Below are 15,573 nucleotides of genomic sequence, written 5' to 3'. Positions count from 1 at the left end.
GGCCATCGGGCCAGGCCAGCGGGGACTGCTGCTGCGATCGTCCACGTGATGTAACGACCCCGGGCCGGCCATCATTCCGCCGCCCGGGTGCCGCCCGTCACCGGACAGGCCGACACTGAGCGGCCCAGACCGGGACACCTGGACCCCCGGGCCGATCGCGGAGGCGGACATTCCCGCCCAGACGTCCCCTCGACGCCTGACTGGACGAAACCGGACAGCGACCCCAGCCGGAACCTGCGGGCGGCATCCGTGTCGCCACGCGGGGCGTAGGGGCGGGCCGGGACGGGGTCAGTCGTCGCGCCGCCACGAGGAGGCGCGGTACACCCTGCCCCGGTACCCGCCCGCCTCACCGACCTGCACCGGCTCGTCCGCCCGTGCCGTGTCGAACGGGTCCGGGGACGCGTCGGCGGAGGCGCGGGCCTGGCGGGCGCGGCGTACGCGGGTGAACACGAACCAGGCTGCGGCGGCCACGCAGGCGACGATGACGAGCTTCTGGAACGACCCGATGTACGACTCGACCACGTGCCAGTTCTCGCCGAGCAGGTATCCGGCCATCACGAAGGTGGTGTTCCAGACCAGGCTGCCCAGCGTCGTGTACAGCAGGAAGACGCCGACCGGCATCCGTTCCACCCCGGCCGGGACGGAGATGAGGCTGCGGAAGATGGGGATCATCCGGCCGAAGAACACCGCCTTGACGCCGTGCTTGAGGAACCACGCCTCGGTCTTGTCGACGTCGCTCAGCTTGACCAGCGGCAGCCGCGCCGCGACGGCGCGCATCCGGTCGCGGCCCAGGGCGGCGCCGATGAGGTACAGCACCCACGCACCCACCACCGAGCCGAGGGTGGTCCACAGGATGGCTCCGACCAGGCTCATCTTCCCCTGGGCGGCGGCGAAGCCGGCCAGCGGCAGGATGACCTCGCTCGGGATCGGCGGGAAGAGGTTCTCCAGCGCCACGGCCAGCCCTGCGCCCGGGCCACCGAGCCGCTCCACCAGCCCGGTGACGTAGCTGACCGGTCCCTCCGCGGACGGCTCGGAAACGGACACGACCGTGCGGGGGCTGAGCGCCAGGGAGCCATGGATCATGGGACAAAGTTACGAGGCGCTGGTCGCATCGACCACATTCCGCCCGCCCTGTGCGTCCACGGAAGCCGATTCGCCAACGCGGCTTACCTGCGGCTGGCGCCGCCGGTGGGGGCGTGCGCCGCTGCCGGCCCCCGGGCGCCGGCCGGGGCTGGTGCTGCGGGTGGTGGCGCCCACCCCGCACTGCGCGGTGCCCAGTTGGCGCACGGGCCGCTGCCGCCCGACGAGGCGTTGCGGGCGCCGGCCCGGCTCAACCGGGTGGTACCGCTGCCGGCGCTCGGGCCGCAGCCTGAGTCGGGCGTATGCGGTGGTGGCGCGGTCGGGTCGGATCGAGGTGGGCGATCCGGTGGAGGTGGCCTGAGCCGGGTCAGTCGTTGCCCCGCGAGCGCGGCCAGTTTGCGAGCAGCTCGCGCAGCTCGGACGCGGTGTCGTCGTCGATGCGGTCCTTCTCGACCGCCTCGGCGACCCGGCCGGCCAGCTCGCGCAGCCGCTTGACCTGGTCCTTGGGTTTGCCCTCCGCCAGCTGCGTGAGCTTGTCGCGCAGCTCATCGGCGGTCTTCGGGTCGAGGTCGCGGGACGCCTCCGCCCGGTCGAGCAGCGCCGCGAACTCGTCGGCGAACTGCTCCGCCGTGCGTGGCGCGGGCCGAACGTCGCGGGACGGCGGGGTAGTGGACGGCTCGACCGACGGGGTCGGCTCGGCCGTGGTCTCCTCCTCCACCGGCGCGGCGGTGATCGGGGCGGCCGGGGTCCGCCCGTCGGGTCCGTCGTCGAGGACGAGCACGCCGACCAGGCCGACCAGCAGCGCGACGCCGACCGCGACGAGCACGCCCAGCGCCCGGTTCGAGCGGCGCGGCGCGGCGGTGACCGGGGGCGCGGGACGGGCGGCGGGCAGCCGGGGGACCGCCCCGGCCCGGTCGACGAGGGTCGGCGGGTGTGCGGGCGTCGGCACCGTCGGCAGCAGCGCGGTGGGCGGATCGGCCGGTCGGCCGGCGCCGAGCCGGTCGGCCAGCTGCGCGGCGGCAGGCCGGCGGGCCGGGTCGACGGCCAGGCAGGCCATGGTGAGGTCGGCGATGTCGGCGGGCAGCCCCGGGATCCGCAGCGGCGGTACCGGCGTGCGCCGCGCGTGCACCTCGAGGGCGTCCTCCCAGGTCTGCACCGGCAGCGGGGCCCGGCCGGTGAGGGTGCGGTAGAGCAGCGCGCCCAGGGCGTACACGTCGCTGGCCGGATCCGGCGGGCCGGGCGTCAGCCGCTCCGGCGCGAAGTAGGCGGGGGTGCCCATCATCAGCTCACCGGTCTGGCCGGCGAGCGGGTGTCGCGGGCCGGCCAGGGCGGCGATGCCGAAGTCGAGAACCTTGGCGCCGGTCTCGGTGAGCATGACGTTGGCCGGCTTGACGTCGCGGTGCACCACGCCGATCCGGTGCGCCGCGGCGAGGGCCGCCGCCACCTGGCCGGCGGCGCGGACCGCGTCCGGCCAGGCCAGCGGGCCGGCGGTGAGCCGGTCGGCCAGAGTGCGCCCGTCGACCAGCTCCATCACCAGGTACGGCAGGACCACGCCGCCGGGCAGGGTCGCCTCGCCGTAGTCGTACACCTGGGTGATGTGCGGGTGGGTGAGCCGGGCCGCGGCCCGCGCCTCGCGCTGGATGGCGGCGCGCAGCTGCGGGTCGGCGGCGAGCTGCGCCACGAGTGCCTTGACCGCGACGGGGCGGTGCAGCACCTCGTCGTCCGCGCGCCACACCTCGGACATCCCGCCGAGGCCGATGCGCTCGCGCAGGACGTACCGATCGTGCAGGCGCAGGGCGGGCGTGAGCGACGACATGATGCTCCAGTCTGCCTGGCCAGCTGGGTCGGGCACCAACCGTGGCGCCCGGTTGCGCTCTGTCTGGCCGGAAAAACACCCTACCGGAGGCCGCTCGGGTGGCGTCGGCCACCCGGGCGGGTCAGGGACGGCAGGTCGGGGTGGGCGCGGGCGCCGGCTCCATGAGGTCGGCGAGCCGGCGCAGCACGCCCGCGGCGGCGAGCCGGGTGGGCGCGAGGCGGTTGCGGCGGACCCGCTCGGGGCGCACCGGCGCGTCCGGTCGGGCCGAGTTCACGTGGCGGGTGACCGCGTCGAGAGCGAGAGTGAAGCCGGTGGGCTGTTCCATGGTCAACTCCTCGGTACGGGACGGGTGGAGGTGCGGACGACCAGCTCGGTGGGGAGCAGAACCCGCCCGGCAGCCTCGTCGGCCGGCGGGTCGAGCAGCAGTTCGGCGGCGATCCGGCCTTTCTCCTCGGCCGGTTGCCGGACGGTGGTGAGGCCGGCGGTGGCCGCGTCGACGACGTCGTCGAAGCCGGTGACCGAAACCGTGGCGGCCCGCTCCCCGAGGGCGTCCAGGACGCCGAGTGCGAGCACGTCGGAGGCGGCCAGCACGGCCGTCGGCGGATCGTCGCCGGCGAAGAGGCCGGCTACCGCCGCGGCCCCGGCGGCACGGCTGTTGTCGGTGGCGTTGAGCAGCGTGATGTCGGGCCAGCCGACCCCGACCGCGGCCAGGGCGTCGGCGAAGCCGGCCAGGCGGCCCCGGGTGGTGGGGTGCGGCGCGGCGTCGGCGCCGGCGAGCCGCAGCGGCCCCGGCGGCGCGTCGGGCAGGACGCTGTCGCCGAGCAGCGCCACCCGGCGGTGACCGAGGCCGACGAGGTGGTCGGCGACGGACCGGGCGGCGGCCCGCTCGTCGATGCCGACGTACCGGTCGACGCCGGGGTCGGCGCGGGGCGCGGTGGTGACGAAGGGCAGCCCGCGACCGCGGATCACGTCCAGGGCCCAGTCCTCGTCGGCGACGCAGTAGACGCAGAACCCGTCGACCGCCGCGTTCTCCACGGCCCCCCTGGCCTGCGCCGTATCGGTCGGCAGCGGCACGAGCAGCAGGCTGGTGGCGTGCCGCTCGGCCGCCGCGGCGACACCGGCCAGGAACCGGACGGCGAACGGGTCGGTGAAGGCGTACGACAGCCGCGAGGTGAAGAGCACGCCGATCGAACCGACGAAGCCCCGCCGCAGCGAGCGGGCCGTCGGGTTCGGCCCCGGGTAACCGAGCTGCCGCGCGGTGTCGAGGATCCGGCTGCGCAGGGCGGCCGAGAGCTGGTCGGGGCGGCAGTACGCGTTGGAGACGGTGCTGCGCGACACACCGACCGCCGTAGCCACGTCCTGCAGTGTCGGTCGCACCCGGCCACTCCTTCTGGATCGATTCAGTCTGTATCGATTCAGAGACTAGCCGGACCGGCCGGGGCGGTCAAGGAAAACAGACCCGACACGACGAACGGCGCCGGCCCCAGCCGACGCCGTTCACCCGACCACGGGGTCAGGGCTTGCGGGCCACCCCGCAGTACATGCTGACCTCGACCAGCGAGGGGCGCGGCTGCGGCTCGGCCTCGGCCCGCCACTCCGCGACCGAACAGATGCCGGGCTCGACCAGTTCCAGCCCCTCGAAGAAACCGGTGAACTCGTCGCGGTCGCGCATGTTGATCATCCCGTGCGAGCCGCCGCCCCGGGCCGCCACCCTCGCCACCTCGGCGGCCGCGGGGGGAAGGTACTCGAGGGTGGAGTGCGACGCGGCGAGGTAGCTGCCGGGCGGCAACGCGTCGAGCAGGCGGCGCACCGTGGCGTACGGGTCGTCGGCGTCCGGCACGAAGTGCAGGATCGCCACCAGCATCAGCCCCACCGGCTGCGACAGGTCGATGGTGCGCAGCAGGTCCGGGTGGTGGAGGATCTTCTCCGGGTCGCGCAGGTCGGCGTCGATGTAGGTGGTGGCGCCCTCGGGCGAGCTGGTCAGCAGCGCCCGGGCGTGGGCCAACACGATCGGGTCGTTGTCGACGTACACCACCCGGGACTCCGGCGCGACCGCCTGGGCGACCTCGTGGGTGTTGTCGGCGGTCGGAATGCCGGTGCCGATGTCGAGGAACTGCCGGATCCCGGCCTCGCGGGCAAGATAGCGGACCGTGCGCTGGAGGAAGCGCCGGTTCTCCAGGACGCTGATCCGGATGGTCGGGAAGAGGGCCGCCACGGCATCGCCGGACTCCCGGTCGGCCTGGAAGTTATCCTTGCCGCCGAGCCAGTAGTTGTAGCGCCGGGCGGGGTGCGCCACCGAGGTGTCGATCCGATCGCTCGGGTGGGCGGGGCCCGGGGTGACACCCGGGGCATCGGTGGTCACAGCTGCCTCCATGACTCTGCGCCATCGACCGCGATGACGTCCGTCCACTGTCGCCGGTCGGGGATCATGGTAAAGGCATCCCGGGACGGCGCGTCGCCCCGGGCGACGGTCACGCCGGGTAGAGCTCGTCGCGGAGCCGGGCCAGCATCTCCGGGGTTCGCTCCGGCGGCGCCGCCTCGACGCAGAGCTGCTCCATGGCCACCGCGTAGTAGTCGAGGTCGTCGCGCTTGTCGAGGTAGATCGCGCTGGTGAGCTGCTCGATGTAGACGATGTCGGGCAGGTCGTCGTCGCCGAAGCGCAGGATCGTGAACGCCCCGCCGGCGGCGGCGTGCCCGCCGGCGGCGAACGGGATGATCTGGAGCCGCACGTGCGGCGACCGGGTGGCCTCGATCAGGGCGTCCAGCTGGCCGCGCATCACCTCCGGCCCGCCGATCGGCCGGCGCAGCACGGCCTCGTCGACCACCGCCCACAGCTGCGGCGGCGCGGCCCGGCGCATCAGCTCCTGCCGCCGCAACCGCAGCTCCACCCGCCGGTCGACCTCCTCGGCCGAGGCGTGCCGGTGGCCGAGCAGGACGACGGCGCGGGCGTACGCGGCGGTCTGCAACAGGCCGGGGACGAACTGCACCTCGTAGGTGCGGATCAGCGAGGCGGCGGCCTCCAGGCCGAGGTACGACTGGAACCAGCTGGGCAGCACGTCGCCGTACCGGTGCCACCAGCCGGGGCTGTTGGCGTCGCGGGCGAGCTTGAGCAGCGCCTCCCGCTCGTCGACGGCGCCGACCCCGTAGAGGGTGAGCAGGTCGGCGACGTCGCGTTCCTTGAAGCCGACCCGGCCCAGCTCCATCCGGCTGATCTTGGATTCGGAGGCGCGGATCTCCCAACCGGCGCCCTCCCGGGTGACACCGCTGGCCTCGCGCAGGCGGCGCAGCTGGGCGCCGAGCAGCATGCGCAGCACGGTGGGCCCGGTGGCCGGACCCTCCTCCGCGGTCGCCATCGTCACGTCGCCCTCCGCCTACTCGGTCGCGCGGCCGGACGCCCCGCCCCGACCGACGTGTAAGCATGCCATGGACGATGCGTGAGATGAACTCCTCCGCGCGGACGAGATCGTCCCGCGACGGGACGGGCGTTCAGTCGATCAGGTTGTCGAAGTCGCCGTCGCGGGCGCCGAGCACGAAGGCCGCGATCTCGTCCACCGTGTAGATCAGCGCGGGTCCATCGGGGTGGCGGGAGTTGCGTACCGCGATGCCCGTCCCGCCGGGGAGTTCGGCCAGTTCGACGCAGTTGCCGCTGGGGTTGCTCCGCCGACTCTTCTGCCACCGCAGCGGAGGGAGCTGGGTGACCGGTACGCCGTTCTCGGGCTGCTGCATGAGGGGTCTTTCTGTGCGGTGATGAGCCGTCCGATGTCGTGAGTGGAAGGTGCCGCGGCGAGGGGTGGCGACGCCGGATCGGGCCGTGCTGCACGTGCATCTGCTATTGCATCTGCATTGGACAGCGAGCATGATAACGCACGTGCGCGGTACCCATCCGTTCACTTTCGGTTACCCCCAACCCGGGCAGCCACCTGGGAAAACGACGGCCGGGCAGCGCCATCGGCCGGCGCCCGGGCCGTCCGTCGACGCCGCGAGGGAGGTCTCGTGCCGGATCCGTTGACCGTCGCGTCCGGCATCTCCGCAGCGGGTGCGCTCGTCTCTGTGTGGCAGCTGCGCCGCCGGGCGCTCCGGGCGGAGGCGGAGATCGAGCACCTGCAGGCCGAGCTGGCCGCAGAGCGGCACGCCGCCAGCCACGACCCGCTGACCGGCCTGCCCAACCGGCGCGCCTTCCACCAGATCGCCGCCGCCCTGCTCACCGACGCCGGTGGGCGGCCGCTGATCGCCGTGGTGATCGACCTCAACGACTTCAAGCAGGTCAACGACCACTACGGGCACGCCGCCGGGGACCAGGTGCTGATCAGCGTGGCGCAGCGGCTCACCGCCTTCGCCGGAGACAACCTGGTCGCCCGGCTCGGCGGCGACGAGTTCGCCGGCCTGCTGAGCAGCCCCTCGGTCGACCGCCGCTGGATCGACCACGCCACCCGCCGGCTCTGCGAGGCGATGGCGGCGCCGATCCCGCTGGGCGGGCGCAGCGTACAGGTGACCGCCTCCGTCGGCCTGGCCCCGGTCGCCGGCCCGACCCAGCTGGCCGAGGCGCTCTGCGCCGCCGACGCGGCGATGTACCGGGCAAAGGGCGTCAGCGAGCGTCGGTCACCCCGGCAGCTCCTCGACGCCACCCGCCTCGCCGACTGCTGAGCGCCGGGCGGGACGCCGCCGGGGCACTCAGACCAGGGCGGCGAGGGCGCGGGGTGGGCGGCGACCGGTCAGCGCCAGCCGTAGCCGGCGCGCAGGGCTTGGCCGATCCGATCGAAGCGGCCCCGGTCCAGCACCGCGCCCTCGCGCCGGATGCTGTCCTCGCGCATGGTGAGCACCCGGTCGAGGCGTACCCAGCTCGGGCGCTGGTCACGGTCCCACTCCCCCGGGCCGAGCGCCAGCCAGTGCCGCTGGCCGTCGCGCTCACTCTGGCTGGAGAGCATCAGCCCGAACAGCGTGCGGCTGTGCCGGCCGACCACCAGCACCGGGCGGTCCTTGCCCTGCCGGGGGTCGTCCTCGTACGGCACCCAGGTCCAGACGATCTCCCCCGGGTCGGCCTGGCCGTCCAGCTCCGGCGCGTACGTCAGCTCCCGGCGCTGCAGCGCGCCGACCTGGCGGCGACGGGCCACCTGGGCCGGGATCCGGCCGGCGGTACCGGCCGGCGCGGTCGCGCCCCCGGTCACCCGGCCGAGCCGCGCGGCCACATTCCTCAACAGACCTGCCACGGGCGGCAGCCTAACCCACTACCGCCAGGGCGCCTCCCACCGCCGCGGAAGCCGAGCGTTTTCGACAATGCCGCCGGCCGCAGCCGCCGGCCGACCTAGTCGGAGCAGAGCTGCCCGTGCAGGGTCTCGCAGACCCACTGTTGCCAGCGCTCGGACGACCAGCCGCGCTCGCGCACGAACAGCAGGTACAGCTCAGGGCTGAGCAGGCCGTACAGCAGATCGGCGGCCTGCTCCGCCGACACGTCCGCCCGCGCGCCAGGCTTGCCGGCGAGCGCCTTGGCCGCCGCCTGCTGGACGACGTAGCGCGGGTCGAGGTCTTGTGGCCACAGTGCGGCGACCTCGGGGTCGCTCGCGGCCGCCGCCTGCAGCATCCTGCCGATCGGTGCGGCCCGCTCCAGCACCGATGTCGTGCCCGCGACGTAGGCGCGCAGCATGTCCTGAGCGGTGTCGGCGGCGAGCGCGCCCGTGTACCACGGCCGGTTCATCGTGGCGACCGGCTCGTCATCACCGGCGATCGTGACGTCGACCAACTCCTTCAGCAGGGCGCGCTTGTTCCCGAAGACGAAGTAGATCGTCTGGACCGCGACTTCGGCCCTGTCGGCGACGCCCTGAAGGTTCGTCGCGCCATATCCGTCCCGCATGAACAGCTCGAGCGCCGCCTGCAGGATGCGTCGGCGCGTCTCCTGAGCCTTCTGTGCCCGCTTGCTCGTCCGCTTGACATCACTCATGGCTGGAGTCTATATCTAGAACCGGTCGCTAGAAGTTGACTCTAGAGAGAAGGTATAGCGATGTCGGTTGTCACCGTCACCCGCTTCCGGATCGATCCCGCCGACGCCGAGCAGCTTCGGGCCCGGCACGCCGCACTGGTGTCCACGACCAGGGCCGCGCTGCCCGGACTCACCGAGGCGCGCCTGGGCCGACTCGACGACGAGACCTGGGTCGGGATCTGGCGCTGGGAATCCGCCGCCAGCCTCCAGGCGGCCCGTCAGGTCGTGCCGGCCAACGCCGAGGCCGCCGCGGCGTTCGCGCTGACCCGCGAGGCCACGGTGGACGACATCGAGATCCTCGATGAGCACTGACGCCCCTTCCGGCCCCGGCACCCCGGGACCGGAAGTTCCCCGGATCGAGGAGACGACATGATCGAAATCGATGCGTTGACCAAGGTGTACGGCACGGGGCAGGTTCGGGCGGTCGACGAGCTGTCGCTGCACGTACCGGCCGGATCGGTCGTCGGCTTCCTGGGACCCAACGGCGCCGGCAAGACCACGACCATCAAGATGATGGCCGGCCTGCTGGCCCCCACCTCGGGCCAGGTCCGGCTGGGCGGCTTCGACGTGGCCCAGCAGCGCTCGGCCGCCATGGTGCAGTTCGGCGCGGTGCTGGAAGGCTCGCGTAACGTCTACTGGAGCCTGTCGGCCTGGCAGAACCTGATGTACTTCGGCCGGCTCAAAGGCATGCGCAAGGCCCGGATCAAGGACCGCGCCCGCGATCTGCTGACCGACCTGGGGCTGTGGGAGCGCCGCAACGACAAGGTCGGCGGCTTCTCGCGCGGCATGCAGCAGAAGGTCGCGATCGCCGCCGCCCTGATCGCCGACCCGCCGATCGTGCTGCTGGACGAGCCGACACTCGGCCTGGATGTGGAGGCCACCCGCACGATCAAGCGGTGGATCACCGAACTGGCCGGCGAGCTGGGCACCACCATCCTGCTCACCACCCACCAACTGGACGTGGTTCAGGAGGTGTGTGACCGGGTGGCCGTCATGCGCCAGGGCCGGCTCGTGGCCGACCTGCCCACGCGTGACCTGCTGGCGAGCTTCCGCGAACGCGACCGATACGAGGTCCGCTTCGAGGGAGCGGCGCCACCCGGGTTCGACGGCGTCACCAACGACGGCGTCACCACGATCAACCTGCGAGTCAACGATCCAAACGAGGTGTACGACCTGGTCGAGCGCCTGCGCGCCCACGGTGTCGTCCTGGAGTCGCTGACCCAGATCCAGCCCGGCCTGGAGGATGTGTTCCTCGCTCTGGTCGAGGAGTCCTCGCATGCTTAACGTCCTGGGCGCCGAGATCGACAAGGGGCTGCGGATTCAGCTGTCCCACCCGGTCGGCCACGTCATCACGCTGCTGATCAGCACCATGATGTACCTGGGCCTGCAGTTCGTGCTTGGTCAGGGGCAGCTGAGACAGGACATGCTGCCCCAGACTCTGGTCGCGATCGGCGCCTACTGGTTCCTGCAGTACGCCGGTCTGATGATGGTGGCCGACCTCATCGAGGAGCAACGCGCCGGCACCTTCGCCCAGGCCCAGATGAGCCCGGCGCCGCCCTGGCTACCGATGCTCGGCCGGCTGATCACCGCCTCGCTGTTCGGACTGGCGGTGGCCGCCGTGGCCGCCCTCGTCCCGACAGTGGTGGCCGGGATCACGATCCCGCTGCACTGGGCCGGGGTCCTGCCGGCCCTGCTGCTGGGGGTCAACGCGCTGGCCTTCACCTTCCTACTGGCCGCCCTCGCCCTCCGCTCCCCGATGATCGGCGCCCTGCAGTCGCTGTTCGCCTCGCTGGTGCTGCTGCTCAACGGCTCGTTCCTGCCACTGTCCTTCTATCCGGACTGGCTGGCCGTCCTGGCCAGGCTCCTACCCACGACGCTGGGCATCGAGGCGATCACCCAGACGCTGTTCGACGGCCGGACCCTGGCCGAGATCTGGACCGGCGGCACCCTGCCCTGGCTGATCGCCCACACCGTCGCGCTCACCGTCGTCAGCGGCCTGCTCTTCGTCCGCAACCGCCGCCAAGCCCTGCAGGAGCCGTCATGACCTTCGCCCGCGGCTTCGCCGCAGAGGTCCGCAAGGGCCTGCTCAACCTCGTCACCGGATGGCGTGAAGTCCTCATCCAAATCATTACATTCCCCGTGTTCTACCTGCTCATCGTCCTGTTCATGGGACGCGGGCAACTCCGCGCCGAACTGCTGCTGCCGACCCTGCTCGGCATGATGGCGCTGACCTTCATCCACGAGCAGGTCAACCGCGTGTTCTGGAGCTACCTGGGCGACATCCAGTCCGGTGTGCTGGAACAGACCTATCTCACCCCGCTGCCCTCGGCCGCGCTCATCCTCGGCCGGCAGGTCGCCGCCGCGATCTCCGCCTTGCCCACCGCACTGGCCGTCCTGGCCACCGGCGCCACCACCATCACCCTTCAAGGCGGACACCTGCCCTTCGACGCGCAGGTGATCGTGCCGCTGGCCGCCATCGTGCTGGGCACCTGCGGGTTGGCGCTCATCCTGTGCGGACTGACGCTGGTGTTCAAGCGCATCGAGATCATCACGCAGCTGTCCGTGGCCGTGTACGCCATCGCCGGCGGCACCCTGATCCCCCTCGCCGCCATGCCCGACCCCATCGCCTCCCTCAGCCGGCTGGTCGTGCCGATCGCACCCGGCCTCGAGGCCATGCGGGACATCCTGCTCGACGGTCACTCCCTGACTGCCCTTCCCAGCGGCTGGGGCCTCGGCTGGCTCCTCGCACAGCCGCTACTCATCACCGCCGGTGGAGTCATCGTGTTCACCCGGCTCGAACACCTCGCCAAGCGCCGCGGCACGCTCGGCCGCTACTAGACCGCTACTAGACCTGGAGATCACCATGACGTCGGACACCGTGACGCTGCGGCCCATCGGCCAGGTTGTAGGTGGCCGCAGCGAGATGTTCGAAGACGACTGGCACGACGTTCAAGCCATGATCCGGCTGGACGGCGCGTCCTGCACCGAATCGGCGGTGCTGGGCCTGGAGCGCTTCTCCCACCTGGAGGTCGTCTTCCTCTTCGATCGGATCGACCCGGCCGCCGTGCAGAGCCAGCCCCGTCCCCCAACGGGGGAACCCCAGCGCGGCCCCCGTGGGAATTTTCGTCCACCGCGGGCCGTACCGCCCCAATCGCCTGGGTGTCTCCCGCTGCCGGCTGCTTGCCGTGGACGGCTTGAACCTGCACGTCGCCGACCTGGACGCACTCTCCGGCTCACCCGTCCTCGACATCAAGCCGTACCTGGTCGAGTTCGCCCCCCGTCATCCGGTCACGCAGACAGCCTGGGCCACCGAGCTCATGAGCCGCTACTACTGACCCCGATCCTGTGAGCAGAACCGCGGTCGCGACCGATCGGTGCTGCCCTCCGAGCCTCGGCTGAACACCCCCGCCACAGCCGCTGACGCCACTCCCACAGCGGTCCAACACACATGCCGCCCTTCGAGTTCACTGCGGGCGGCGACACGAGATTGAGAGACCCCCGATGAATGTCTTCCTGTGGATCCTGCAGGCGCTGCTGGCCGTGGCATTCGCCCTGGCCGGGCTGATGAAGGCCAGCCAACCGAAGGAGAAGTTGGCCAGGAGCATGCCCTGGACCGACGACTTCTCAGCCGGCACAGTCAAGTTCGTCGGCGCCGTCGAGATCCTCGGCGCGCTCGGACTGATCCTGCCCGCCGCCACCGGGATCGTCACCTGGCTGACCCCGCTCGCCAGCACCGGCCTGGCGGTCACCATGGTGCTCGCCGGGATCACCCATGCCCGCCGCAACGAACCCGGCGCCATCGCGTTCAACGCCGTCCTACTGATCCTGGCGGCCGTCATCGGATGGGGCCGCTTCGGCCCGTACGCCTTCTGATCCGCTGCTGCCCGAGGAGCGGCCCTGTCCCCTGCCGGCCGGGCTGACCGCCACGGTCGGCGCGACGCCGAGCTGAGCAGCCAGCCGCCCGGGGCCGGCGCGACCGGCGAGTCGGCGCAACGCTTCGGGGCCACCGGGCCACCGGGCCACCGGGCCACCGGGCCGGCGGTCAGCGCGGACGGCGGGCCAGCACCAGGGTGGTCCGCAGGTCCAGCGTCACCGTGCCGCCGAAGCCGTCCACCGCCGCGCCGACCGCCGCCAGCACCCGCTCCCGCAGCTCCGGCGGCCGGCGCAGCTGCGGCGAGAAGGTGCTGACCAGGCGCTGGTAGGCGGCCGTCGTCAGCGGCACCGGACGGCGCAGCGATTCGGTGCGGACGTCGACGAAGAGCCCACTGGCGGCGATCTCCTCGCCGAACCAGCCCTCCCGGGGGTCCGTCCGCCGGTCCGGGTCCACCGACTCGAACGCCGCCCGCAGCGCCGCACCCTGCGCCGGGTCCACGTAGTCGTAGCGGTGGGCGAGGACGGCCAGGGTGCCGCCCGGCGCGAGCGCGTCGTGCGCCCGGCGGCAGCGGGTCGCCGGGTCCAGCCAGTGCCAGGCCATCGCGCAGGCCAGAGCGGGCACCCCGCCCGGCGGTGGCGTCCACTCCTCGAAGGGGGCCACCACCACCTCGACCTCCGGGTGGCGGGCCGCCAGCACCGCGGCCATCCGCGGGTCCGGCTCGACGCAGGTCACCGGGGCGCCCAGACCGGCCAGCAGCGCGGTGGCCAGCCCGGTGCCCGCGCCGACCTCGACCAGCCGGCGCGGCACCTCACGGTGATAGGCGAGGATGGCCTCGGCGACCGCGGGCGGGTAACCCGGCCGCGCCTCGTCGTAGCTGCCCGCCACCTCACCGAAGACCGTCGCCACGACCGCCATCCTGCCACCGGTCGGGGCGTGCCCGAAGGAGACACATGACCGAGCTGCCAGCAGACCTGCCGGTCTTCGAACGCACCGCCGTCCGGCTGGTGGTGCGCGACGCGCGGGACCACGTCCTGCTCTTCCACACCCGCGACCCGGAGCATCCCCGGCTGGGCACGTGGTGGGAGCTGCCGGGCGGCGGGATGGATCCGGGCGAGACGTACGCCGAGACGGCGGTGCGGGAACTGCGGGAGGAGACCGGCTTCGTGGTCGGCACCGCGCGGCTCGGCCCGCCGTCCTGGCGGCGGCGGGCCAGCTTCATCCATCGGCAGCGGCGCCTCCTGCAGGACGAGGTGGTGATGACGGTACGGCTCGACGCCGCCGCGCCGGACATCGACGGCGCCGAACGGCTGGACTACGAGGTGGAGGACTACTTCGGGTTCCGCTGGTGGCCGGTCGAGGAGGTGGTCGCCAGCCGGGAACGCTTCTACCCTGGGCGGCTGCCGGCCCTGCTCACCCCGTTCCTGGCCGGTGAGGAGATCGACGAGCCGTTCGAGCTGTGGTCCTGACCGGGGTGCCGACCGGGCCGGTGATGCACAGTGGATGCATGACGACGACCCTCCACGCTCCGCTGGCCCGCTACGCGGCCCGGCTGCACGCCGACGTCGGCGACCGGCACCACGTCGCCTCACCGCTCGGCGCCTGGCTGCTGCTGGCGCTGGCCGCGCCGGCCGCCACCGGCACCGACCGCGACGAGCTGGACGACATCCTGGGCGTGCCCGCGCCCACCGCGGCGGCGCTGGCCACCGCGCTGGTGGACCGGCCGCACCCGCTGGTGCCGTCGGCCACCGCCGTCTGGCACCGCGAGGGATGCGACACCGCGAAGCTGACCGACTGGCGGGCCGGACTGCCCCGCACCACCGCGACCGGGCCGCTGCCGGACCAGGCGGGGCTGGACGCCTGGGCCCGCGAGCACACTCTGGGGCTGATCGACCGGTTCCCGCTGACCATGTCGTCGGACGTGCTGCTGGCGCTGGCCAGCGCGCTGGCGACCCGGATCTCCTGGGCCGACCCGTTCGACCTCGCGTCGGCGGGACAACTGGGCGACACCAGCGCCTGGGCGGGTCGGCTGGGTCAGGTGCTGCGTACCCCCGCGCGCGGCCACCGGGCCTGGATCGCCGCGACCGGATCGGCCGGTGACGTCGCCGTACACGCCGCCCGGGCCGTCGAGCGCGACGGGGCGGGCCTGGTCGTGGTGTCGGTCGCCGCCGATCCGGCGGTGCCCCCCGCCGACGTGCTCGCCGCCGCGTACGAGGTGGGCCCGGGCGCGGTCGACGACGCCGGACCGGCCGGCCGGCGCTCGCTGTTCGACCTGCCGGTCGGCGAGGGGCCGGCGTGGTCGGTGCGGGAGGAGCGGGTACGCACCCACGCCCGGGACGGTCGGGAGGAGCGGCACACGGCGGTGCTGCCCTGCTGGTCGGCGCGGGACGAGCACGACCTGACCGGCCCCGGCCTCGGCTTCCCGGCGGTGGTCCGCGCCATGGGCGGGCTGCTGGGCCAACCGGACCTGCGCGTCGAGGCGCGGCAGGCGGCGATGGCCCGCTACGGCCGGTACGGCTTCGAGGCGGCCGCCGTCACCGGCGCCTTCGCGCTGGCCAGCCTGCCGCCGGAGGGCGTCGCCCGCACCGCCGAGCTGCGCTTCGGCCACCCGTACGCGGTCGTCGCGGTGGCCACCGACGGCCGCGACGGCAGCACCGGGCCGTGGCACGGGGTGCCGGTCTTCTCGGCCTGGGTGGCCGAGCCCGAGGAGCCGGCGGCGACGGACCTGGCGGATCCGCCCGAGACGGACTGATCCCCCTGGCCCGCACGACCGGCCGGTCGCACGGGGCAGGGGTGGCACGACGGCGTGGGGCCCTCCGGCGGCGGAGGGCC

Annotated in this window: 19 protein-coding genes; 9 read left to right on the top strand and 10 right to left on the bottom strand. The window is 73.1% G+C overall.

Translation table 11 applies throughout. From position 1 onward, the window contains the following. Positions 1 to 288: 288 nt before the first annotated feature. From AB0I41_RS32690 to AB0I41_RS32660, 7 genes are all read right to left on the bottom strand, one after another. Positions 289 to 1,083, bottom strand: a complete 795-nt coding sequence (locus AB0I41_RS32690) for a DedA family protein (RefSeq protein ID WP_357114758.1) — start codon at positions 1,081 to 1,083, stop codon at positions 289 to 291. A gap of 364 nt (positions 1,084 to 1,447) precedes the next feature. After that, positions 1,448 to 2,896, bottom strand: a complete 1,449-nt coding sequence (locus AB0I41_RS32685; protein ID WP_357114756.1) for a protein kinase — start codon at positions 2,894 to 2,896, stop codon at positions 1,448 to 1,450. A gap of 121 nt (positions 2,897 to 3,017) precedes the next feature. Beyond that, complete coding sequence (locus tag AB0I41_RS32680) at positions 3,018 to 3,221, bottom strand: hypothetical protein (RefSeq protein WP_357114754.1); 204 nt, start codon at positions 3,219 to 3,221, stop codon at positions 3,018 to 3,020. A 2-nt stretch (positions 3,222 to 3,223) separates the two neighbouring features. Continuing rightward, positions 3,224 to 4,273 carry a LacI family DNA-binding transcriptional regulator gene (locus AB0I41_RS32675; RefSeq protein WP_357114752.1) on the bottom strand — a complete coding sequence of 350 codons (1,050 nt, stop codon included), beginning with the start codon at positions 4,271 to 4,273 and terminating at the stop codon, positions 3,224 to 3,226. A 136-nt stretch (positions 4,274 to 4,409) separates the two neighbouring features. Beyond that, positions 4,410 to 5,270 carry an SAM-dependent methyltransferase gene (locus tag AB0I41_RS32670; protein ID WP_357114750.1) on the bottom strand — a complete coding sequence of 287 codons (861 nt, stop codon included), beginning with the start codon at positions 5,268 to 5,270 and terminating at the stop codon, positions 4,410 to 4,412. 97 nt (positions 5,271 to 5,367) lie between these two features. Then, positions 5,368 to 6,249 (bottom strand): helix-turn-helix transcriptional regulator, encoded by an 882-nt coding sequence (locus AB0I41_RS32665; protein WP_357114760.1) that lies wholly within the window; start codon positions 6,247 to 6,249, stop codon positions 5,368 to 5,370. A gap of 133 nt (positions 6,250 to 6,382) precedes the next feature. Next, a complete protein-coding gene (locus AB0I41_RS32660) occupies positions 6,383 to 6,622 on the bottom strand; it encodes a DUF397 domain-containing protein (protein ID WP_357114748.1) in 240 nt (79 codons plus the stop codon). Between the two features lie 267 nt (positions 6,623 to 6,889). Between AB0I41_RS32660 and AB0I41_RS32655 the strand changes: the two genes are divergently transcribed. Next, positions 6,890 to 7,540, top strand: a complete 651-nt coding sequence (locus AB0I41_RS32655; protein ID WP_357114746.1) for a GGDEF domain-containing protein — start codon at positions 6,890 to 6,892, stop codon at positions 7,538 to 7,540. A gap of 68 nt (positions 7,541 to 7,608) precedes the next feature. Here the strand turns inward: AB0I41_RS32655 and AB0I41_RS32650 are convergent, their stop codons facing one another. Both AB0I41_RS32650 and AB0I41_RS32645 read right to left on the bottom strand, forming a co-directional pair. Next, positions 7,609 to 8,103 carry a type II toxin-antitoxin system PemK/MazF family toxin gene (locus AB0I41_RS32650; RefSeq protein ID WP_357114744.1) on the bottom strand — a complete coding sequence of 165 codons (495 nt, stop codon included), beginning with the start codon at positions 8,101 to 8,103 and terminating at the stop codon, positions 7,609 to 7,611. 95 nt (positions 8,104 to 8,198) lie between these two features. Next, on the bottom strand, positions 8,199 to 8,831 hold the full coding sequence (locus AB0I41_RS32645; RefSeq protein WP_357114742.1) for a TetR/AcrR family transcriptional regulator: 633 nt from the start codon (positions 8,829 to 8,831) through the stop codon (positions 8,199 to 8,201). A gap of 60 nt (positions 8,832 to 8,891) precedes the next feature. Here AB0I41_RS32645 and AB0I41_RS32640 point away from each other — a divergent pair, with 60 nt between their 5' ends. From AB0I41_RS32640 to AB0I41_RS32615, 6 genes are all read left to right on the top strand, one after another. Continuing rightward, positions 8,892 to 9,182, top strand: a complete 291-nt coding sequence (locus AB0I41_RS32640; RefSeq protein ID WP_357114740.1) for an antibiotic biosynthesis monooxygenase — start codon at positions 8,892 to 8,894, stop codon at positions 9,180 to 9,182. A gap of 57 nt (positions 9,183 to 9,239) precedes the next feature. Continuing rightward, positions 9,240 to 10,154, top strand: coding sequence for an ABC transporter ATP-binding protein (locus AB0I41_RS32635; RefSeq protein WP_357114738.1), 915 nt, complete (start codon positions 9,240 to 9,242; stop codon positions 10,152 to 10,154). Further along, complete coding sequence (locus AB0I41_RS32630; protein WP_357114736.1) at positions 10,147 to 10,914, top strand: ABC transporter permease; 768 nt, start codon at positions 10,147 to 10,149, stop codon at positions 10,912 to 10,914. Before AB0I41_RS32635 ends, AB0I41_RS32630 begins: the two co-directional genes overlap by 8 nt. Continuing rightward, the gene (locus tag AB0I41_RS32625) at positions 10,911 to 11,708 is read left to right on the top strand and encodes a hypothetical protein (RefSeq protein WP_357114734.1); all 798 of its coding nucleotides are present in this window, start codon (positions 10,911 to 10,913) and stop codon (positions 11,706 to 11,708) included. The genes AB0I41_RS32630 and AB0I41_RS32625 overlap by 4 nt, the downstream gene beginning before the upstream one ends. Before the next feature lie 275 nt (positions 11,709 to 11,983). After that, a complete protein-coding gene (locus tag AB0I41_RS32620) occupies positions 11,984 to 12,205 on the top strand; it encodes a TrmO family methyltransferase (RefSeq protein WP_357114732.1) in 222 nt (73 codons plus the stop codon). A gap of 166 nt (positions 12,206 to 12,371) precedes the next feature. Continuing rightward, positions 12,372 to 12,743 carry a DoxX family protein gene (locus tag AB0I41_RS32615; protein ID WP_357114729.1) on the top strand — a complete coding sequence of 124 codons (372 nt, stop codon included), beginning with the start codon at positions 12,372 to 12,374 and terminating at the stop codon, positions 12,741 to 12,743. 169 nt (positions 12,744 to 12,912) lie between these two features. Here the strand turns inward: AB0I41_RS32615 and AB0I41_RS32610 are convergent, their stop codons facing one another. Next, positions 12,913 to 13,650 carry a class I SAM-dependent methyltransferase gene (locus AB0I41_RS32610; protein WP_357114727.1) on the bottom strand — a complete coding sequence of 246 codons (738 nt, stop codon included), beginning with the start codon at positions 13,648 to 13,650 and terminating at the stop codon, positions 12,913 to 12,915. A 44-nt stretch (positions 13,651 to 13,694) separates the two neighbouring features. On the opposite strand from AB0I41_RS32610, the gene AB0I41_RS32605 reads away from it, so the two are divergent. Next, positions 13,695 to 14,210: an NUDIX domain-containing protein gene (locus AB0I41_RS32605; RefSeq protein WP_357114725.1), complete on the top strand. Its 516-nt coding sequence runs from the start codon at positions 13,695 to 13,697 to the stop codon at positions 14,208 to 14,210. Positions 14,211 to 14,248: 38 nt separating this feature from the next. Beyond that, positions 14,249 to 15,493, top strand: a complete 1,245-nt coding sequence (locus AB0I41_RS32600; protein WP_357114723.1) for a hypothetical protein — start codon at positions 14,249 to 14,251, stop codon at positions 15,491 to 15,493. Positions 15,494 to 15,573: the final 80 nt, after the last annotated feature.

Origin of the sequence: Micromonospora sp. NPDC050200, assembly GCF_040656135.1 — a bacterium.
GTDB lineage: Bacteria > Actinomycetota > Actinomycetes > Mycobacteriales > Micromonosporaceae > Micromonospora.
The sequence above is the reverse complement of the archived record's forward strand: the minus strand, read 5'-3'. Positions and strand labels throughout refer to the sequence as shown.